We start from the raw sequence: 20,933 nt of genomic DNA, 5'->3' as shown, positions 1-20,933 counted from the left end.
TGTAACTCAAAGAAACCGAAGTCATGAACGTACGCACTGCCGTGGCGCTCGCCGCCGCGACCCTCCTGCTGCACGGCTGCATTTGGGCTCCCGGCCAGCACATGTCCACACACAGCATGACGCGCAGTGGGGACGAGAACAGTCGCGTCGACATCGTGCCCATCACGCCCAAGCAGTTGGCGATGGACAAGGCTGGGCGCGCCGCATCGGCGCTGCCGTCGGAGCTGCTTGCTTACAAGCCCGACTCCTACCGCATCGGCGCAGGCGACACGCTGTACATCACGGTGTGGGATCACCCGGAGCTGACTTCGCCTGCCGGCCCGCAGCAGCAGACACTCGCCAACGGTCGTCTCGTGCGTTCCGACGGCACGCTGTTCTACCCCTATGTGGGCGAACTGAAGGTGTCCGGCCTGACCATCGAGGACCTGCGCAAGGCCATCAGCGACAAGCTGGCCAAATACGTGGAGAAGCCGCAGGTTGACGTCAACGTCATTGGTTATGGCAGCCAGCGCGTGACCTTCCAGGGCGCTTTCGTCAAGACCGACCCGCAGCCGATCACCGCCATTCCTACGACGCTGGCCCAGGCGCTGGGCGCGGCGACGATCAACACCGAGCAGGCCGATCTCTCGGGCCTCGTGCTCTCGCGCGACGGTCGCGACTACCGAATCGATCTTGATGCGCTGAACACCAACAAGGCGATGGCTCAGGACGTGTACCTGAAGCCAGGCGACCGACTGTTTCTGCCGTACAACGACCGCCATGAGGTCTACGTCATTGGCGAAGTGAACCGCCCAATGGCGCTCACGTTCAAGACCACCGACCTCACCCTGACCCAGGCGCTGGGCCGTGCCGGTGGACTCAATCCATCCACCTCCAAGGGCAAGGCGGTGTATGTGATCCGCGGCATCGAGGATCTGGACACGGCCAGGGGCACGGTCTATCAGTTGGACGCGCGCTCGCCGGATGCCTTCATCCTGGCGGACCAGTTCAAGGTGAAGCCGGGCGATGTGGTGTTCGTTGGGCCCGCCGACGTGACGCGTTGGAACCGGTTCCTGTCCCAGCTACTGCCGCTGACCGGCATCATCAGCAACGCGGCCAACGCCTCGTACAACCTCGACCACTAATGTTGTCGCGGCGCCCGAAACACGGCCGGCGCGAGCCGGCCTTTGCGATGCCCTTGCGTCTCGCGCGAGGGCATCGTTCGTTCGCGCGCCAATGCGTGGAGCGACTTGCCGTGATGGCGGCGGCGGGCTTGCTGCTCGCCGGATGTACCAGTGTCTCGCGTTCCACCGTGGATACCATGCGTCTGGTTTGGAACGGATCACCCAAGCTGGCGCCCACCGCCGAGCAGGTGCAAGCCAAGCCCTATTTCCAGATGCGCGCCATCACCGCGCACGGTGACGCGATTCTGATCCTCGGCAACGTGGTCGGTGCGCGCCAGTATTGGTACGGCACGAGCGGCGTTGCCCTCGTGCTGGAAGACGGGCGCGTGGTGCAGACCATCGGTCTTGCACAGAATCTCGATGGCAGCCGAATCGACCCAGCCAACGATCCTTTCGTCCGTGGCCTGCAAACACTGGGCGCCACCGCCAGCTACGACCGCATCGACGACTGGTCGCCGGGTTATCGCTACGGCATTCCGGTGCACGCGACGCTGAAGCCCGCTGGCGAAACCAGCATCGACATCCTCGGTACGCCGCACCGCGTTCTGCAGGTGACCGAAGAAGTATCCGCCAAGGCCGCCGGCTATCGCGTCAGCAACCGCTACTGGGTCGATCCCAGCGACGGCTTCGTGTGGATGAGCGAGCAGGAAGTCATGCCAGGCATGACCATCAAGCTGGTGCAGCTGCGCCCGTATCGCGGGAGCAAAGCGTGATGCACCGACACTTCGTCCGCATGCTGCTTGCGGCAATGATCTTCCCGTTCGCCGCCTACGCGGTGGATGTCCGGATCACCGGTGCCGTGGTGGCTCCTGGCCTGAAGCAACTTTCCGGTCACGCGCGCCTGAGCGATGCGGCCCTGGCCAGTCCTTTGAGCGCTGATGCCTATCCGCTGGGCGCGTCGTGGCAGCGACCCTCGCACCAGGTGGAACAGACGCGCCTGAAAGCCGGCCTGCTGTTCGACCTCGATAGCGCGCGACTGCAGGCGCTGCGCGATGGCCGGTCCGCCTTGGCCGACACCCTCGCCTCACTACACGACTGGTTGCAGCCGATGCCCGTGACAGGGCGTGAAGTGGCCTTGCTCGACCCGCGCTCCGTGGAAGTGAATGCTGCCGAGAATCGCCCTGTCGGCGAAGGCGACACACTCTTTTATCCGCGCCGCCCGACCACCATCCGAGTGGTTGGCGCAGTGAAGCAGACTTGCGTATTGCCGCTTGTGGCGCTGCAAAACGCGCCGGACTATCTCGACGCCTGCAAACCGTCCGATCAGGCCGACGGTGACTGGATCTTCGTGATTCAACCGGATGGCCGCGTCGCGAAGCAGGGTGCGGGTCTATGGAATCGCGGCCAACCCATGCCGTTGGCGCCAGGCGCGGTGATCTATGTGCCGCTGCGCGAAACCGGCTTGCACAGCGTGTCGCCGGAGCTGAACCAGGAACTGGCGGCCTTTCTGGCCACCCAGCCGCTGCACGCGGCGGAAGGCGATCGATAATGCGCAAGCGGACAGGACGTCCCTCGGGGATCACCACCACGTCCCGAGGCCGCAGTCAGCTGCGGCGCCGCTGCGGTTGCTTGCTGCCACTCGTCGGCGGTTTGCTGCTGGGTACGGCGTATGCCGACAACGCACCCACGCAAAGTGATTTTGGCGGTGTTGGCCTGTGGCAGACACCGACTGCGCGCATGGCCGACGAAGGTGAAATCGCACTGACGGCGAGCCACGTGCAGCCGTACGACCGCTACAACGTTTCGCTGCAGCCGTTGCCGTGGCTGGAAGGCATCTTCCGGTACACCGCGGTGAGCAATCTTTTGTATGGGCAGGCTTCCTTGAGCGGCCACCAAAGCTACAAAGACAAGTCGATCGACGTAAAGGTTCGGCTCTTCACCGAGAGCCGCTATCTCCCGGACCTTAGCGTCGGTGCCCGTGATATTGGCGGCACCGGGCTTTTTTCCGGCGAATATGTCGTCATGAGCAAGCGTCTTGGCCCTATCGATGCAAGTCTGGGCATGGGATGGGGTTATCTCGGCGCTCGTGGTGACATATCCAATCCGTTTTCAATTTTCAGTGATCGCTTCAATACTCGCCCCATCGCAACCAGCAACGTAAATAATGCCGGTAAATTTGGCGGAAACTATTATTTCCGCGGACCAGCCGCACTATTTGGCGGCATTAGCTATCAGACCCCATGGACCTGGTTGCTCCTCAAAGCCGAGTACGACGGGAACAACTACCAACACGAGCCAAGATTCAACAATCAGCGGCAGAGTTCGCCCGTGAACGTCGGCGCCGTGTTTCGCCCAAGTCACAACCTCGACCTGAGCGTGGCACTGGAGCGCGGCAACACGGTGATGTTGGGCCTGACCCTGCACGCGAACATGGCCGAAGGCACCGGCCCAACCAAGTTGCTGGATCCCCCGCCGCCCAAGCGAAACACCGCAGCGGCGACGCAATCGCCGGAGCAGGTCGACTGGGCGAACGTCGCGCGCACGCTGCGCGACAACGCAGGCATCCAGGTGTCGAGCATCACCCGTCGCGGCAGCGAGGTCGTGGTGAAGGGCGAGCAGGAAACTTATTTCTATAGTGCCAAGAGCGTGGGCCGTGCGGCGCGCGTGCTCGACAACGAGCTTGGTGCCGGCATCGACTGGTTCACCATCGCTGAGCAGCAGGAAGGCCTCACAACGGCAGAGACCAGCGTCAACCGCCAGCGCTTCGATGAGCTGCTGGATCACGACATCTCGCTGGGCGAGTTCCGCCAAAGCGTGGAGCAGAACGCGCCGACGCCGCGTAATGATGATGTGCTGTATCGCGCCCCGCTCAAGCGTTTCGACCAGTCGTTTGCGCTGGCCTATGCGCAGAGTCTCGGCGGCCCGGACGCTTTCCTGCTCTATCAGATCGCCGCCATCTACAACATCGATTTCCACTTCACGCCCAATCTTTGGTGGAGCGGCGTGGCGTCGGTGGATCTGCTCGACAACTACGACAAGTTCAAATACGACGCGCCCAGCGACCTGCCCCGCGTGCGCACCGATGTGCGCAAGTACATCACCAGCTCGACCATCACCATGCCGATCTTCCAGCTGACCGGCACGCGGCAGCTTGGTCAGGATCTGTACGGCATGGCATACGCAGGCATGCTGGAGAGCATGTTTGGCGGCGTGGGCGGCGAAGTGCTCTATCGCCCGTTTGGCGAGCGCTGGGCGATCGGTTCGGACATCAACTGGGTCAAGCAGCGCGGCTACGACCAGGACTTCTCGTTCCGCGGTTATCACGTGGTCACCGGCCACGTGACCGGCTATTTCGACCTGGGTTACAAGGACGTGCTCGTCTCGGTCAGCGCCGGTCGTTATCTGGCGGGCGACTGGGGCGCGACGGTCGACGTATCGCGCGAGTTCCGCAACGGCGTGCGCATGGGCGCGTACGCGACCAAGACCAATGTATCGGCAGCGCAGTTTGGCGAAGGCAGCTTCGACAAGGGCATCTATGTGTCGATTCCCTTCGACCTGATGCTGCCCCGCTCCACGCTGTCGCGCGCGACGTTTGTCTGGGATCCGCTGATCCGCGACGGCGGCGCGAGCTTGGGCCGGCGTTACTCGCTCTATTCGCTCACCAGCGATCGCGATCTGGACAACTTCAACAGCAATCTCGACAAGATCATCGAGTAACGACTCAGGCCCGGATACACGCCGGGCCATCGTCTGCGAATGACTCGGCGCGCGCCTCAGCCGTCGAGCCATACCTCGCCATCGGTAACGCGCACGCCCACGCTGCGCAAATGCTCGCCGCGGCAGGGGCCGCCGATGCAAAGCCCATCGACATCCTGGAATGACGCGCCATGCGCGGCGCAGATCAGCAAGTTGCCCTTGATCAGGAACTTGCCCGGCGCCCAGTCCAGGCGGCGTCCGGCGTGCGGACAAATATTGAGATAGGCATACGCCGCGTCATCGCGACGCAGCACGATCACGCTCTCCTCGCCGTCGCGCAGGACGGCATCAACGGCGATGGCGCCGCCATCGGGAATATCGTCCAGTCGGCAAAGCGCCTGGTCGGGTGTCGCTGTATCCATCGGCACTTGCCTCTTTCGCCCTAAGGCCCCATCGTTACGCACGTAAGTCGTTGATTTTACCACACGGATTTTTAACACATGCGCTTTTCACTGCCCATGCCGCGTCGCTCCCGCCATCCCCTGATCCGCGCTTTGTCGCTGCTCGTGGGTCTCGCCGTGGTGGGCATCCTGCTGGTGTTCGGTCTCGTGGTAGCGAGCGTGCTGCTGATTGGAGGCGCGATGGTATTCGCGCTGCGCCAATGGTCGCGCAAGCGCAGTGCCGTGTCGCCTGTAGGCACGCGCAGCCACAAGCCCGAAGTCATCGAAGGCGAATTCGTGGTGCTGCAGCGCACGCATCACGTCGCGCATTGATGATCCGGCCTGCGGGCCATCCGGCCATACGCAAGTCCTGAAACGTCGGCACGGCCGACGTCGGCGTTGTGCCATGCGCCAAGGATGCCCGCCCGCGCAAGATCCGGATGGCTGGCCAGCAAGGGCGGCATTAGGCTGGACTCATCGGTTCTTCGGATGTCCACCATGACGACGCGCCACACCAACGAATCCACGCTCGAACAGGTCCGCCAGCTGCTGGAAAGCGCCGACGAGGCGCCTACCCTGCAGGCGCTGGCCGAGGCCGCCAGCCTCAGTCCCAGCCATCTGCAACGGGCTTTTCGTCGCCGCTACGGCATGAGCCCGGCGGAGTATCACCGCGCACGCCGATTCGGCCAGCTCAAGACGGCGTTGCGCCAGGGCGCGGCGGTCTCCGATGCGGTCTACGACGCCGGCTTCGGCTCCGGCAGCCGCGTCTACGAACATAGCGACCGGCTGCTCGGCATGACGCCCGCCAGTTATCGCGCCGGCGGTGCGGGCGCCGCGATCCGCTATACCACCACCGAGACATCCCTGGGCCGCCTGCTGGTCGCGACCACGTCCCGCGGCATCTGCTCGGTGACCTTGGGCGATACTGATGCGGAGCTCGAACAGCGACTCGCTGACGAATTCCCTCACGCGACACGCGAGCGCGTGGATGCCGGTCGCGAGGAGTGGCTGGAGGCGGTGATCGCGCGCATCGCTCGCGAACTCGGCTGGAGCACGGCCGATGCGCCAGATCTCCCGCCGCTCGATGTCGCCGCCACGGCATTCCAATGGCGTGTGTGGAACGCGCTCACGCGGATTCCCGCCGGTACCACCAAGAGTTATGGCGAACTGGCCGCGGAACTGGGCATGCCCCGGGCCGCCCGCGCCATCGGCAATGCCTGCGGCAACAACCGGCTCGCCTTGATCGTGCCGTGCCATCGCATCGTCCGCGAAGACGGCTCGCTCGGCGGCTGGCGCTGGGGCGTGGAGCGCAAGCGGGAGTTGCTTGCCAGCGAGCAGCGTGGCGGCCACCGAGAAGGCAAGCGCTCGGCCGCCTGACTTGAGCGGCGCTCAACGCTGCCTTGCGGAAGCCTCGCTTCTGCCGCCGCTGCGCCGGGACTATGTTGGATGTGCCTGTAAACTATGAGCGGCATCCACCCCGCGATGCTCCCCGCGCAGCCTGCCATGACAGATACCACGACCACCTCCGTCGCTCCTGCGGCGCCAGCATCCTTGGCCGACCCACGCGTGCTGGTGCCTTTGGCGCTGTTCGCGCTGTACATCATCTGGGGCTCGACCTACCTGGGCATTCGCTATGCCCTGGAAAGCTACCCGCCCTTCCTGCTCGCGGGCATCCGTTTCCTGGGCGCCGGCATTGCGCTGTTTGCCTTCCTTCGCCTGCGCGGTGTGGCGCTTCCCTCGGCCCGCCAGTGGCGCAACGCAGCCATCACCGGCATTTTGCTGTTGGGCGTGGGCAATGGCCTGGTGTGCTTTGCCGAGCAGCGGGTGAGCTCGGGTATTGCCGCCGTGGCAGTGGCCAGCATGCCGCTGTTCGCGGCGCTGTTTTCTGGTCTCTATCGTGAATGGCCGTCGCGCCGTGAAGCAGTGGGTCTGGTGATTGGTTTCGTGGGCGTGATCGTGCTCAACCTGGGCGCCGGTCTTTCCGGTTCGCGTCTTGGCGCCATCGCTCTATTGGTCGCCGCGATGAGCTGGGCCTTCGGCGCCACCTGGAGCCGCCGGCAGGATATGCCGGCCGGCCCGATGAACACCGCGGCGCAGATGCTCTGCGCAAGCGTGGCCATGTTGATCGTGGGCTTTGCCAGCGGCGAACAGCTTCCCGCCCATCCCACCGCGCGCGCCACTGCGGCGCTGGTCTATCTTGCGGTGTTCGGCTCCATCATCGCGTTCAGCGCCTTCCTGTATGTGCTCAAGCACGCGCGCCCTGCCCTGGCGACCAGCTATGCCTACGTGAACCCGCCGGTGGCCGTGCTGTTCGGCGTGTTGCTCGCCGGTGAAAGCGTGGGACCGTATGACTTGATCGGCATGGCCATCATCCTGCTAGGCGTGGGCGCCATTACCTTGGCCCGCCAACGCCGCTGACTCCCGGAGCTGTTCTGGAGCCCGCGCTTTCCGACGCGGGCAGCGGAGTCAAGGTCGGGCATGCCGTGTGAGGTGACGCTAAGGCATGCATCCAGTCGAGCAGGGGTTGCATCAGGCGGTCTGTGCGCAACGGCAGGCTGAGATGATTTTCGCTCGATACTTCGACATAGCGCGCCTGCGGTGAACTGGCAGCCAGTGCTTTCAAGGCCGTCGCCGACACGAGCGGGTCGCCAGCGCCGCGCAGCAGCAAAGTGCACGGCGCGAGCTGCAACGCGCTTGCGGTGTCGATGTGTTCCAGATCGACGCCCAGATCGCTGGATGCGCGTGCTATGGCCGCATCCACGCTGGATCCGCCTATCGCATGGCCCAGCCAACGAGGACCGAACAAGCCCGTCGATGGCGCGCGACGAATGACATCGGCCGCATTGCCATACGGTTCCAGCGCAATCACACCGTCGACATTAGCGAGCTCGCTGGCCGCGAATACCGCCGCGGTCGCGCCATAGGACACGCCCATCAGGAAGAACGGCTGAGGCAACCGGCCCGATGCACGAAGACTGCGCACCAGTTCGGCCACGTCCTTGCCTTCGCGCGGCCCGTAGCCGACTGGCACGACGTCCGAATCACCCTGGCCGCGCAGATCCGGCATCACCGTCACGTAGCCTGCCGATGCAAACCGATAGGCCCAGGTCGCCAGCATGGCGCCCTCGCCTTCCCACGGGTGGAGCAACACGATGCTGCCTTTTACGGGGAGCTTCGAATCGTCGAAGGGCGCCTGCGGCATTTGCCACTGCCATTGGAGACTCGTGCCGTCGGCGGATGCCCTGAAGGTTTCATGCGTGACGTATGCATGCGGTTGACCCAGCCAATAGGCAATGCGCACACCATCGGGAGTACGTATCGATGCGTGCACAAAGCCCTGCTGCCGCAGGTTTTCGTGGATGGCGAGTTGCAGCGACGTATGGCTGCGCGCCGGATGTTCAATCTTATCGGTCACATAGCTTGCACAACCGGCAAGCCAGGGCAGCAGCACCAGCCCCATCGCATATCCCTTGCGCATGACGATCTCCCAAGGCGTCACCGACGGCGCCAGCGTTGCGCGGCGCCGTCGGATTCGCAAGCGGTGGCGCGGCGAGGCCGCGCCACCGCCGCTCTTACAGTTCGCGCAACGCCGTGGTCACCGGCAATCGTGCGGCGCGGATAGCCGGGAAGATGCCACCGATGAATCCGATGGCGAGTGCCCATTTGAGGCCCGTCCACAGCAGCGCCGGCGACACGCGCAACTCGAAGCTCAGCTTACCCACCGTGCCCGCAGCGAGCGTCGAAGCGCTGTAGCCGTTGAAGATCACCCAGGCGAGCAGGCCGCCGAGCAAGCCGCCGATCAGCGCGAGCAACATGGTTTCCAACATCACCGCGACCACCACGGGCAAGCCGCGGAAACCGATCGCACGCAAGGTGGCGATTTCGCGTGCACGGGCGGCGACGGCCGCGAACATGGTGTTGAGCGCGCCGAACATGGCGCCGATGGCCATGATCAGGCCTACCGTGATGCCGACGACCTTGATCACCTTGGTCATGCCTTCGGACTGCTTGCTGAAGTAATCCAAGGTGGTGCTGACGTCCACCTTCAGCTGCGGATTGCCTTCCAGCTCGGCCTTGAACTTGTCGTAGGACTTGGGATCAGCCAACCGCACCATCACCGAGGCACGACTGCTGCCGCGACGATAGGTGTCGGCTACCACGCTCGCATCGCCCCACACTTCCGAATCCATGGCATCGCCGGATGAGAACACGCCAACCACCGTCCACTGTTGATTGCCCAGTTTAACCGTGTGCCCCGGAGTGAGACCTTCGAACTGCTTGGCCGCGCCCTTGCCCACGATCAACTCGCGCATGCCAGGCTGAAAGTTGCGTCCCTCAATGACTTTCACATTGGGTCGAACCGCCCATGCCTGGTCGCCGACGCCGCGCAACTGCACGCTGCCTTCGTCGTCCGGGTTGCTGCCCTTGAGCGGAAGATTGGCGGCCACGACCAGCTCCGGCGAGGCGATGGGCTGCCCCTTGCCGTCCTTGGCGATGCCCGCTGCCTGCGGAATCAGCGTGACACTGTCGTGATCGAGCACGGACATCACTTCCGCCGCCGATGAACCACGCATCACGATGGCGGTGTCGGCGCTGCCGGTTTTACGCAGCGTCTCCGCATAACCCTCGCCCATCGCCAGCAGGGCCACGAGCACGCCGACCACGCCGGCAATGCCGATCACGATCACGGCAGACGAGCCAATGCGTTGCCTCAATGTGCTGATGCCGACGCTCGCCACCGATGCCGCGCGGCGTCCGCTGCGGGTCAGCGCCATCCACAGCGCGAACAATACCGCCAGCAAAATAACGCCTTGCCAGGGCAGCATCACCCAGGCCCACAGCACGATCGCGATAAGGACGAGCAGACCCAGATTGAACAGGAAATTCTTCATATCGCTCTCCTTAGCGGCCAGCCAACGCATCGACGATGTTCAGCCGCATCGCCCGCATGGCCGGCAGCACGCCCACCAGCAGTCCGATCGCAATCATCAGCACCAGGCCGAGGATCCAGCTGCCCGCGCCCACGCTGGGCAGGTTGAGCATGCCGCCGCTGCCGGCGCTCACGATGGGAATGATCAGTGAGGCCAAGCCAAGACCGATCACGCCGCCAAGCAACAACAGCAGCACCGATTCGGCCAGCACGATGGCAAGCACGGCGTGGTTGGAGAAGCCGATCGTCTTGAGCACTGCCAGCTCGCTGGTGCGCTCACGCACCGCCTGCATCATGGTATTGCCCGACAGCAGCAGCAGGGTGAAGAACACCGCGCCCATGATGGAACCCACGATCAGGCCGATATCCGCGAGCTGCTTCATCCAGTTGGCGGTAGCCGCCTGTTCGGTCTGAGTACGTGTCTCGTGATCGGAATTGGCCGAGATCGCGTCGATCGCCTTGGCCACCTTGTCGGCCTGGTTCACGTCGCTGACGCGGGTGACATACCAGCCCACCGTGCCGCGATTGAATGGCGTGGTTTCGTCAAAGTACTTCCAGTGCAGCAAGAGCATCTGATCGAAGAAGCCGCCGCTCTTCTTGTCCTTCGAATGCAGGATGCCGACGATGTCGAAGGTCCAGTTCTTGCTGCCCTGGCGATCCGGGAAGATCGTCGATTGCAGCGGGATCTTGTCGCCTACTTTCCAGTTGAAGCGCTTGGCCAGCTTTTCGCCGACGAGGATGCCCGTGCGCGTGTCGTCAAACGCCTTGCGCTCGGCTGCACTCACCTCGATCTCCGGATAGAGATCGATGTAGTTCGGCTCCACCGCGAAACTGAAGACTTGATTATGCGGGTCCTGATACGCGCCACCGAACCAGTTCGCGTAGGTCACCATCTTCACGCCGGGCACCTGCGCAATCTGCGATTCCAGCGATTGCGGCAAGGTCTGGATGAAGGAGAGTTTCGAACCGGTCTGCAGGCGCTGTGCGCCATTGGCGCTCTGCCCCGCCTGGTTGAACGAGGTGCGCACCGCGTCGAGCATGCCAAACAGCAGAAACGCGGCAATGATCGAGACGAGCGTGAGCAAGGTGCGGGTCTTGCGCCTAAACAGCGCCGCCCAGATGAGATGGAGATATTTCATCGTCGCATCCTCACGCCAGTGCCTGTTCGACCAGCGTACCCTTGTCCAGATGCAGCGTGTGGTTCGCGTATTCGGCCGCCTTGGGATCGTGCGTGACCATCACGATGGTCTTGCCATGCTCGCGGTTGAGCACGCGCAACAACCCGAGCACTTCCTCGGCGGACTGGCGATCGAGGTCGCCCGTGGGCTCATCGCAAACCAACAGCGTGGGATCGGAAACAATGGCGCGAGCGATCGCCACGCGCTGTTGCTGGCCGCCGGAGAGCTCGCTGGGTTTATGCGTCGCGCGCTCATCCAGTCCCACCAGCTGCAGTGCGATCGACGCATTCTTGCGCCGCTGCGCGGCCGAGAGCTTGGTGAGCAGCAGCGGCAACTCCACGTTGCGCTGCGCCGACAGCATCGGCATCAGGTTGTAGAACTGGAACACGAAGCCCACATGCGCAGCGCGCCACTTCGCCAGCTGGCCGCCGCCGAGTTGATCGAGGCGCTGGCCAGCCACGGTGATACTGCCGCCGCTGGGCGTATCCAGGCCGCCGATCAGATTGAGCAACGTCGTCTTGCCCGAGCCGGACGGTCCCATCAGCGCGAGGAAATCGCCCTCGGCGATGTCGAGGTTGATGTGGTGCAGCACTTCCACTTTCTGCTTGCCGCGCTCGTACACCTTGGAAAGGTCGCGGGTTTCGATCAACGTGCTCATGCGTTAGCTCCTGATGCGAATTGCCAGGCATCGCTCATGGCGATGCATCCGATCACGCGTTGACGAGCAGGATTACTGTGCGGCCTTCGCCGCCAGCTTGACCCGATCGCCGTCCTTCAATGGCTCCGGCGGCGACACCACCACGGTGTCGCCCACTTGCACACCTGTCGGCAGCAGGCTCTGGTCGCCAATCTTCGAGGCGGCTGCGGATACCGTGCGTTGCTGCACGGTGTCGCCGCTGACGATGAACACCACGCCATGGCCATCGCGCTGGGCGATGGCCGCGGTCGGCACCAGTGCGCCCTGCGGAGCCTGTGCCTGCGGCGCATCCTGCTTCTTTTCCAGGAAGGACACGCGTACGCCCATGTCAGGCACGATGCGTCCATCCTTCTTCTCCAGCGCCACGCGCACTTTCACGGTGGCCTTGCCGCGATCGGCGGCCGGAACAATGGCGATGACGTGAGCCGGAATCTTCCAGTCCGGATAAGCGTCGAGCACGGCCTCGGCGGGCATATGCGGCTCCACGCGGCCGATATAGGCCTCGTTGACGTCTACGTCCACTTCCAGCGAATCCATGTCCACCACGGTGCCGACGCCGGTGCGGGTGAAGCCGCCACCTGCCGAGAATGGCGAGACGATTTCGCCGACCTGTGCGTCCTTGGTAGTGATCACGCCGTCGAACGGGGCGCGGATCACGCAATAGTCAAAGTTCACCCGGGCCTCCACCACCTGCGCATCGGCCGAGGCTGCACTGCGCTGCTGCGACAGCAACTGGGCGCGCGTGCTGTCGACCAGCGTGCGCGATTGCTCGGCGACCTGTTTGGCGACCAGGCCTTTCACTGCCAGCCCTTCGTTGCGCACTGCATCGCGCTCGTTCTGCGCCAGCTGCACCTGGTACTGCGACACCAAGGCATGCGAGGCGGCCGCCGCCGTACGGGCCGCATCAAGAGCAGCCTTATATTGCGAGTCATCGAGGCGTGCTACCACCTGGCCTTGCTTCACGTGATCACCCTCTTCGATCAGCACATCGGTAAGCGTGCCGGTGATCTGCGCCGACACGGTCGCCTGCCGCCGTGCGGTGACATATCCGGTCGCCTGCAGCACGGCACCGGCCGCCGCATTGGCCACCGGCGACTGCGCCTGCGCGGTCTGCACCTCGATCGCCTGCCGGCCCAACAGCAGCCAGGCCACTCCGGCCAGCACCAGCAAGAGGAGCAGCACGCCGCCGACGATCCACGGCCAACGACCGGGTCCCTGGCCATGCTCCTCGCGCAGGTGTTTCTCGATGCGCAGTTCCTTCAATAGATCCGCATTCGCCACACGCTCTCCCTGCCGGTCCGAGCCGGTTCCATGATGCGATACACAATGCTGGAGCGACTCTTCCGCCTCCAGAGGCCCTCATCAGCCAAAGGCGGTGACAGCTGTCACCCGGGCTGACTTGATCGAGGGCAGAGAACGGCCCGGTTGTACTCGCAAGCCCGGATCGAAAAAAGCTGACGTGACAGGGGACTGGCAGGCCTGGTCAGCAGTGATACCCTTTCGGCCCATGTCATACGCCATCTCTCCCCCGCCTGTTCCGAGCCTGCCGATCGTCGGCAGCGACCAACGTTTCCCGCTGCGCCGCATCTTCTGCATCGGCCGCAACTACGCCGAGCACGCCCGCGAAATGGGCGCAACGGTGGACAAGGACACCCCGCTGTTCTTCACCAAGCCAGCCGACGCCGTGGTCACCGACGGCGCCGACGTCGCCTACCCGCAAGCGACCCACGACCTTCATCACGAAGTGGAGATGGTGGTGGCACTCGGCGCGGGCGGACGTGACCTGACCGCCGAGCAAGCCGGCCAGCTGATCTGGGGCTACGGCGTAGGACTGGACCTGACCCGCCGCGACCTGCAGGCCGTGGCCAAGGCCAAGAGCCATCCGTGGGACGTGGCCAAGGGCTTCGACCATTCCGCGCCTGTCTCCGCGCTGCGCCCGGCCAGCCAGGTGACGCTGGATGCCGATACCGCACTCACCCTGACCGTGAACGGCCAGGAGCGCCAGCACGGCTGTCTCGGCGACATGGTGCACAGCGTGAACGAGATCATCGCCCTGCTGTCGACGCTGTTCGAGTTGAAGGCCGGCGACCTGATCTTCACGGGTACCCCCGCCGGTGTTTCAGCGATGCAGCGCGGCGACCGGTTTCACGCGGAACTGGCCGGTGTGGCCACGCTCGAAGGCAAGGTCGTTTGAACTTGCGGACGCGGCTACATGCCGCGTCCACATTGCGCTGCGCTAGAGTGTCGCTGCCATCAAGCCCAGGGAGAGATGCATGAGCATGTTCAAAGAGTTCAAAGAATTCGCCATGCGCGGCAACGTGATCGACCTCGCGGTCGGTGTGGTCATCGGCGCTGCGTTCGGCAAGATCGTCACCTCGCTGGTGGACCAGATCATCATGCCGCCGATCGGCCTGCTCACCGGCGGCATCGACTTCTCGCAGATGAAATGGGTGCTCAAACCCGCCGACAATACCGATCCGGCGCACAAGATTGCCGAAGTGGCTATTGGCTACGGCAACTTCATCAATACCCTGATCCAGTTCATCATCATTGCGTTCGCGATCTTCCTGGTGGTCAAGGCGATCAATAAACTGACCCGCCGCGAGGAAGCCGCCCCCGCCCCTCCGGCGGCGGACGTGGTGTTGCTCACCGAGATCCGCGACCTGCTGAAGGCGCAGAACCCGAAGTAAGCGACGAGGAACATTGCGCAAAAAAGGCGCCCACGGCGCCTTTTTTGTTTTGCTGTTTTTGCCCCCGCACCGTGACTTCTGGCCTAAGCAGCCACAGGCACGCGGGCCATAATCGAAGTTTCCGCCCAAGGAACGTCCCCATGCGTCAACTGCCGCTCACCTTGCTCGCCGCCAGCCTGATGTTTGCCATCGGCTCGGCCAACGCCGCCACCCAGACCACGGTTCCCGCCGCAGCAGTAAAGACGGCCGAACAGTTGCGCGACAAGGCGATGAACGACAACACGGCTTACCAGATCGTCGAGTCGCTGACCACCGAAGTGGGCCCGCGAATTGCTGGCGGCCCGGCCGATCAGCGCGGCCGCGAATGGGCCATCGCCAAGTTCAAGGCGCTGGGCTTTGACAAGGTCTACACCGAGCAGGTCACCTATCCGCTGTGGGAGCGCCGCAGCGAACACGCCGCTATCGTGGCGCCGTTTCCGCAGCCGCTGGACCTGATCGCGCTGGGCTATTCGGCCGGCACGCCCAAGGGCGGCCTCACCGCGGAAGTGGTGCGCTTCGACAGCCTCGATGCGCTCAAGAAGGCTGACCCCGCCAGCGTGAAGGGCAAGATCGTCTACGTCGATGCGCACATGCAGCGTCACAAGGATGGCGCTGACTACGCCATTGGTTCGGGCGTGCGCGTCGGTGGTCCAGTGATTGCCGCCAAGATGGGCGCTGCCGGCTTCCTGCTGCGCTCGGCCGGCACCGACGCCAATAGCCGCACGCCGCATACCGGCGTGACCGGCTTCACCGACCCGAAAGAGGCCATCCCCGCCGCCGCGCTCTCCAATCCCGATGCCGACCAGCTGACGCGCATCCTCGGCTACGGCAAGCCCGTCAGCGTGAAGCTCGATCTCGATGTCGGCTTCAACGGTAGCTATACCGGCGCCAACGTGATCGGCGAAGTCACCGGCAAGAAGCATCCGGACCAGGTCGTCGCGATCGGCGGCCATCTCGATTCGTGGGATCCGGGTACGGGCGCTATCGACGACGGCGCCGGCGTGGCCATCGCCATGGCCGCCGGCAAGCTTATCCACGACATGCCGCAGCGTCCGGACCGCACGATTCGCGTGATCGCCTTCGCCAACGAAGAGATGGGCCTGTGGGGTGGTCGCGCGTATGCCGACAAGCATGCCAAGGAAGTCTCGAAGTTCCAGCTCGGCACCGAGTCGGATTTCGGCGCGCGCAAAGTGTGGCTGATGACCGCCAGCGTGAAGCCCGAAGCGCGCGGCGCGATCGAGCAGATCGCCAAGGTGCTGGCGCCGATCGGCGTGGACTACGATGCCAAGAAGCCGGGCGGCGGCGGTTCCGACCTGTCGCAGATGCACGGCAAGGGCATGGCCGCGCTGTCGCTGGTGCAGGACGGCACCGACTACTTCGACTACCACCACACCGCCAACGACACGCTCGACAAGATCGATCCGAAGGAGCTGGCGCAGAACGTGGCGGTGTATGCCGCGTTCTCGTATATGGCTGCGCAGGCCGATGGCGATTTCGGTTCGGCACCGGGGGCGTTTGCGGGAGACGGGGCGGAAGAGTGATCGCTCACCACGTGTGATCAAGAGGGCGGCCCACGGCCGCCCTTTTTTTTGTCCAGCCATCCACTGTGGGAGCGCACCCTGTGCGCGACAAACCTACGAAGCGGAGACGACGCCTCGCCGCAGTCGCGCACAGGGTGCGCTCCCACAGGAGGTGAGGTGACGCTCAGTGGGCTGCTTCGGCTTCGCCCACGCGCCGCTTGCGCGACAACCGCGCATTCAAGCGATCGAGATATAAATAGATCACCGGCGTCAGATACAAGGTGAGCACCTGCGACACCAGCAAGCCACCCACCACGGCCAGACCGAGCGGGCGACGCGTGTCAGCACCGGCACCAAGCCCCAGCGCAATCGGCAAAGTGCCTGCGAACGCGGCCATGGTCGTCATCATGATCGGGCGGAAACGCACCTGGCAGGCTTCGACGATCGCCAGCGCCGGCGCGGTGCCTTCGCTGCGCTGCTTCTCCAGCGCGAAGTCGATCATCATGATGGCGTTCTTCTTCACGATACCGATCAGCATCACGATGCCGACGAACGAGAACAGATCGAGCGGTGCGTGGAAGATCATCAGCGTCAGCAGCGCGCCCACGCCGGCCGACGGCAGTCCGGAAAGGATCGTCAACGGATGGATGAAGCTCTCGTACAGAATCCCGAGCACCAGATAGATCACGAACAGCGCCATCACCAGCAGCAAGCCCATGCCCTGCATCGAGTCCTGGAACGCCTGCGCCGTGCCCTGCACGCTGCCGGTAATGGTCGGCGGCAGGTTCATCTGCTTCATCGCGCCATCGATGCTCGCAACCGCTTCGCTGAGACTCACGCCCGGCGCGAGATTGAACGAAACCGTCACGGCGGGAATCTGGCCTTGGTGATTGACGGTGAGCGCCTGCGGCTTGCGCTCGAAGCTCGCCACCGCATTGAGCGGCACCAATCCGCCGCTGCTCGAGGTGACGTAGATCTGCGACAGCACGTCCGGATCGTTCTGCAGCGCGTAGTAAACCTGCAGGATCACCCAATACTGCGAAGACGCGCCGTAGATGGTGGAAATCTGATTGGCGCCGAACGCCGAACCCAGCGCAGTCTGGACCTGATCCATGCTCAGACCCAGCGTGGCCAGCTTGTCGCGATCCACATTCACCACGACCGACGGGCCGTTGAGATCCAGGTCACTGGTGACGTCCTGGAAACCGGGCAGCTTGCTGAAGGCGGTGATCACCTTGCCCGACCAGTCGTACAGCGACGGCGTATCGATCGACTGCAAGGTGTACTGGTACTGCGCCTTCGATTGACGCCCGCCCACCTGGATCGGCGGTGGGTTCTGGATATAGGCGCGGATGCCCGGCACCTTGGCGAACTTGGCGCGCAGCTCCTGGATGATTTCGTTGATGCCCTGCGGGCGTTCGCTGGCGGGCTTCAGCGTCAGCGACAACGAACCGTTGTTGGTGGTCGTGCGCGCACCACCGCTGCCCACCGAGGACATATAGCTGAGGATGTTCGGATCCTCGCCCACGATCTTGGCCAATTGCTGCTGGCGTTGCGCCATGCTGGACACCGAGGTGTCGTCCGGACCCTCGACGTTGACGTTGAGCTGCCCCGAGTCGCCGGCCGGGATGAAGTCCTTGTCAACCACCACGAACAGCACCGCGGTGGCCAGCAGGCTGGCCACGAACAGGCCCATGATGCTGCGCGGATGATGCACGGCCCAGGTCAGCGAACTGACGTAACCGCGACGCACGCGCTCGAAACCCGCGTCGAACCACAGCACGACCTTCACCTTCTTCTCGTGCTCGGCATGCTTCAGGAAGCGACTGCACAGCATCGGCGTAAGCGTGATCGAGACGAAGCCCGAGATCAGGATCGCCACACTCAGCGTCACCGCAAACTCATGGAACAGGCGACCGACAATGCCGCCCATGAACATCACCGGCAAAAACACCGCCACCAGCGACAGCGTCATCGAGAAAATGGTGAAGCCGATTTCGCTGGCGCCTTTCAGCGACGCCTCGTACGGATCCATGCCCTCTTCCACGTGACGCACGATGTTCTCGAGCATCACGATGGCGTCGTCCACCACGAAGCCGACCACCAGTGTCAGGGCGAGCAGCGAAAGATTGTCCAGGCTGTAGCCCAGCGCAAACATCGCGCCGAACGTACCCACGATGGACACCGGCAACGCCAAGGCAGGAATCAGCGTGGCAGATGCATTGCCCAGGAACAGGTAGATCACCAGCACTACCAGCGCACCGGCGAGCAGCAGGGTGAACTGCACGTCGTTCACCGATTCGCGGATGGATACCGAGCGGTCGTACAGCACGGCCAGTTTGATCGACGGCGGCAACGTCGCTTCGAACGTGGGCAGCACCGCACGGATGCGATCGATGGTAGCCACCGTGTTCGAACCCGGCTGGCGCTGGATGGCGAGCACGATGGCGCGCTCGCCGTTGTACCAGCTGGCGACCTGGTCGTTCTGCACGCTGTCCTCGGCCTTGCCCAGGTCGGACAAGCGCACAGGCGCGCCATTGCGATAGGCCACGATGATGCTGTTGTACGCATTGGCCCGCTGCAATTGGCCATCCGAACGGATCTGCAGCAGCTGGCGATTGCCGTTCAAGGAACCCGTGGCCAGGTTCACGTTGGCGGCGGCAATCGCGTTCTGCACCGTGTCGATGCCGATGCCGCTGGCCGCCAGCTTTTGCGGGTCGACGCTCACGCGCACCGCGTATTTCTGCGCACCGTACACGCTCACCTGCGCCACGCCGTCGATCATCGACAGGCGCTGCGCCAGCTGGGTCTCGGCGTAATCATCGACCACGGAAAGCGGCTGCGTGCGCGAGCGCAACGTGAGATAGAGAATCGGTGCGTCTGCCGGATTCACCTTGCGGAAGGTCGGTGGCGTGGGCATGTTGGTGGGCAGCTGGCGCTGCGCGGCGGAAATAGCCGCCTGCACGTCCTGCGCCGCGCCATCGATGTTGCGATCGAGTTCGAAGGTGAGCGTGATCGAGGTGGCGCCCAACGCACTGGTCGAGGTCATCGACTGGATGCCGGCGATCGTCGAGAGCTGGTTTTCCAGCGGCGTCGCCACCGCCGTCGCCATCGTTTCCGGCGCGGCACCCGGCAAGCTGGCGCTCACCGTGATGGTGGGGAAGTCCACATTGGGCAGTTCGTTGACCGGCAGCTTCGGATACGCCACCACGCCGAACACCAGCAACGCCACCATCAGCAGCGTGGTCATCACCGGGCGTTGTATGCACAGGGCAGGCAGGTTCATGTGCTGCCTCAGCCCTTGTCAGTCACGACGTGCACGTGGGCGCCGTCGACCAGCAGCAGCTGGCCGTCCGTCACCACCGTCTCGTTGCCGTTCAAGCCCTTCTCGATGACGATCTGCGCGCCCGTGGTGGGGCCGGCCGTCACCATGCGCTGCTGCACCGTGCCGTCCGCGTTCGCCACGAACACAAAGCTGCCCAGCGGCGAGTTCTGCAAGGCGACTACCGGCACTGTCACCACGTTGCTCAGGCGCGTGGTCGGCAACGCCACTTCCACGAACTGTCCCGGCGTGAGCCGGTCGTCGTCGTTGGCGTAGCGCGCCTTGAGCTGGATGGTGCTGGTGGTGGTATCCACCGAGTTGTTGATGAAGTCCAGCTCGGCACCCATCGGTGCCGACTTGGTGCCGGGAATGTTCACGGCCACGGGCACCTTGCCGCGCGTCATGCTGGCCTTGATGCCATCCAGGCCCGTCTCGGGTACGGAGAAGGTCACGTGGATCGGGCGTATCTGATTGAGCACGACGATCGAGGTGTCATTGGCAGTGAGCTGCGCGCCGGGATAGACCAGCGGTGCGCCGGCGATGCTGTCGAACGGCGCCTGGATCTGGGTGTAGCTCAGCTGCGTGCGCGCCAGTTCCACGGCCGCCTGGTCTGCTTTCACCGCCGCGGTGTAGATGCTCTGGTTGGCCTTGTACGTGTCGTAGTCCATCTGCGAGACATAGCCCTTGCCGAGCAGGGGCTGGTAACGCTTGATGACGGTATTGGCGTTGTCGAGCTGCGCCTGGTCCTTGGCCTGATTGCCCAGCGCCTGGTCGAGCTGCGCCTGCAGCAGGCTGGGATCGATGCGGATGATGGTGTCGCCTTGCTTCACCTGCCCGCCGGGCTTGAACAGCAAGGCCTGCAATTGGCCGCTGACGCGCGCCTGCACGTTCACTGTCGAAAAGGCTTCGGCGCGACCAATCACCTTCAAGGTGAGATCGAGATCGCCGCGGTGCGCGCTGGCCACTTTCACCGGCACCGAAGTCGGCGTGGCAGGCGTTTTGGCTGCGGCACGCTCGCCGCCGCGGAACATCTGCGCAGCCACGATCACGGCAACGATGATCGCTGCCAGCACTACGAGTTTCTTGCGGGACGAACCTTGCATGATGTCTCCGACCACCCACCGCTACCGGCGCACCCGTCATGCGCCGGGACGCCGCCACAAAAGGCTGCGCTGCCTGTCCAAAAAAGGGGAATGCCGCACCGAAGCATGCCCTCTTTACATGGGCATCCCTCATTTCCCCGGTGCGTCGCACCAGGCATTGTGATGCAGCCAGCGTCCGTGACCCGCACGACCGACAGCACTTGGCAAACCGTCCG

The 20,933-nt window shown here is 64.0% G+C and carries 18 protein-coding genes; 10 read left to right on the top strand and 8 right to left on the bottom strand.

All coding sequences use genetic code 11. From position 1 onward, the window contains the following. Positions 1-23: 23 nt before the first annotated feature. From AC1DMY_RS15525 to AC1DMY_RS15510, 4 genes are all read left to right on the top strand, one after another. The gene (locus AC1DMY_RS15525; RefSeq protein ID WP_477165827.1) at positions 24-1,124 is read left to right on the top strand and encodes a polysaccharide biosynthesis/export family protein; all 1,101 of its coding nucleotides are present in this window, start codon (positions 24-26) and stop codon (positions 1,122-1,124) included. Between the two features lie 47 nt (positions 1,125-1,171). Beyond that, positions 1,172-1,876, top strand: coding sequence for a YjbF family lipoprotein (locus AC1DMY_RS15520; RefSeq protein WP_477165826.1), 705 nt, complete (start codon positions 1,172-1,174; stop codon positions 1,874-1,876). Continuing rightward, a complete protein-coding gene (locus AC1DMY_RS15515; protein ID WP_477165946.1) occupies positions 1,876-2,652 on the top strand; it encodes a capsule biosynthesis GfcC family protein in 777 nt (258 codons plus the stop codon). Before AC1DMY_RS15520 ends, AC1DMY_RS15515 begins: the two co-directional genes overlap by 1 nt. An 80-nt stretch (positions 2,653-2,732) precedes the next feature. Continuing rightward, positions 2,733-4,820 carry a YjbH domain-containing protein gene (locus tag AC1DMY_RS15510; RefSeq protein ID WP_477165825.1) on the top strand — a complete coding sequence of 696 codons (2,088 nt, stop codon included), beginning with the start codon at positions 2,733-2,735 and terminating at the stop codon, positions 4,818-4,820. Between the two features lie 56 nt (positions 4,821-4,876). Here the strand turns inward: AC1DMY_RS15510 and AC1DMY_RS15505 are convergent, their stop codons facing one another. Then, positions 4,877-5,221 carry a Rieske (2Fe-2S) protein gene (locus tag AC1DMY_RS15505; RefSeq protein ID WP_477165824.1) on the bottom strand — a complete coding sequence of 115 codons (345 nt, stop codon included), beginning with the start codon at positions 5,219-5,221 and terminating at the stop codon, positions 4,877-4,879. A gap of 78 nt (positions 5,222-5,299) precedes the next feature. Here AC1DMY_RS15505 and AC1DMY_RS15500 point away from each other — a divergent pair, with 78 nt between their 5' ends. The 3 genes from AC1DMY_RS15500 (at position 5,300) to yedA (ending at position 7,657) form a co-directional block, all read left to right on the top strand. Continuing rightward, the gene (locus AC1DMY_RS15500) at positions 5,300-5,572 is read left to right on the top strand and encodes a hypothetical protein (RefSeq protein ID WP_477165823.1); all 273 of its coding nucleotides are present in this window, start codon (positions 5,300-5,302) and stop codon (positions 5,570-5,572) included. A gap of 165 nt (positions 5,573-5,737) precedes the next feature. Next, positions 5,738-6,616, top strand: a complete 879-nt coding sequence (locus tag AC1DMY_RS15495) for a methylated-DNA--[protein]-cysteine S-methyltransferase (RefSeq protein WP_477165822.1) — start codon at positions 5,738-5,740, stop codon at positions 6,614-6,616. A gap of 126 nt (positions 6,617-6,742) precedes the next feature. Further along, positions 6,743-7,657, top strand: a complete 915-nt coding sequence (gene yedA, locus AC1DMY_RS15490) for a drug/metabolite exporter YedA (protein ID WP_477165821.1) — start codon at positions 6,743-6,745, stop codon at positions 7,655-7,657. Here the strand turns inward: yedA and AC1DMY_RS15485 are convergent. The 5 genes from AC1DMY_RS15485 to AC1DMY_RS15465 form a co-directional block, all read right to left on the bottom strand. Then, complete coding sequence (locus AC1DMY_RS15485) at positions 7,632-8,717, bottom strand: alpha/beta hydrolase (RefSeq protein WP_477165820.1); 1,086 nt, start codon at positions 8,715-8,717, stop codon at positions 7,632-7,634. The two genes, yedA and AC1DMY_RS15485, sit on opposite strands and share 26 nt — an antisense overlap. A 94-nt stretch (positions 8,718-8,811) precedes the next feature. After that, entirely contained in the window at positions 8,812-10,131 is a 1,320-nt protein-coding gene (locus AC1DMY_RS15480) for an ABC transporter permease (RefSeq protein ID WP_477165819.1), read from the bottom strand. Between the two features lie 10 nt (positions 10,132-10,141). Further along, positions 10,142-11,308: an ABC transporter permease gene (locus tag AC1DMY_RS15475; protein WP_477165818.1), complete on the bottom strand. Its 1,167-nt coding sequence runs from the start codon at positions 11,306-11,308 to the stop codon at positions 10,142-10,144. 10 nt (positions 11,309-11,318) lie between these two features. Continuing rightward, positions 11,319-12,005 (bottom strand): ABC transporter ATP-binding protein, encoded by a 687-nt coding sequence (locus AC1DMY_RS15470; protein WP_441604476.1) that lies wholly within the window; start codon positions 12,003-12,005, stop codon positions 11,319-11,321. Positions 12,006-12,077: 72 nt separating this feature from the next. Further along, a complete protein-coding gene (locus AC1DMY_RS15465) occupies positions 12,078-13,325 on the bottom strand; it encodes an efflux RND transporter periplasmic adaptor subunit (protein ID WP_477165817.1) in 1,248 nt (415 codons plus the stop codon). 226 nt (positions 13,326-13,551) lie between these two features. On the opposite strand from AC1DMY_RS15465, the gene AC1DMY_RS15460 reads away from it, so the two are divergent. From AC1DMY_RS15460 to AC1DMY_RS15450, 3 genes are all read left to right on the top strand, one after another. Then, positions 13,552-14,238: a fumarylacetoacetate hydrolase family protein gene (locus tag AC1DMY_RS15460; RefSeq protein WP_477165816.1), complete on the top strand. Its 687-nt coding sequence runs from the start codon at positions 13,552-13,554 to the stop codon at positions 14,236-14,238. A gap of 79 nt (positions 14,239-14,317) precedes the next feature. After that, positions 14,318-14,734: a large-conductance mechanosensitive channel protein MscL gene (mscL, locus tag AC1DMY_RS15455; RefSeq protein ID WP_477165815.1), complete on the top strand. Its 417-nt coding sequence runs from the start codon at positions 14,318-14,320 to the stop codon at positions 14,732-14,734. Between the two features lie 140 nt (positions 14,735-14,874). Then, positions 14,875-16,314, top strand: coding sequence for a M20/M25/M40 family metallo-hydrolase (locus AC1DMY_RS15450; RefSeq protein ID WP_477165814.1), 1,440 nt, complete (start codon positions 14,875-14,877; stop codon positions 16,312-16,314). A gap of 163 nt (positions 16,315-16,477) precedes the next feature. On the opposite strand, the gene AC1DMY_RS15445 is transcribed toward AC1DMY_RS15450, so the two are convergent. Together AC1DMY_RS15445 and AC1DMY_RS15440 are read right to left on the bottom strand one after the other, a co-directional pair. After that, a complete protein-coding gene (locus AC1DMY_RS15445; RefSeq protein ID WP_477165813.1) occupies positions 16,478-19,579 on the bottom strand; it encodes an efflux RND transporter permease subunit in 3,102 nt (1,033 codons plus the stop codon). Between the two features lie 8 nt (positions 19,580-19,587). Next, positions 19,588-20,718 (bottom strand): efflux RND transporter periplasmic adaptor subunit, encoded by a 1,131-nt coding sequence (locus AC1DMY_RS15440; protein ID WP_477165812.1) that lies wholly within the window; start codon positions 20,716-20,718, stop codon positions 19,588-19,590. Positions 20,719-20,933: the final 215 nt, after the last annotated feature.

Source organism: Dyella sp. 01L423 (assembly GCF_056399945.1).
Note: the sequence above shows the minus strand (reverse complement) of the source record. Positions and strands in the feature narration are given on the sequence as shown.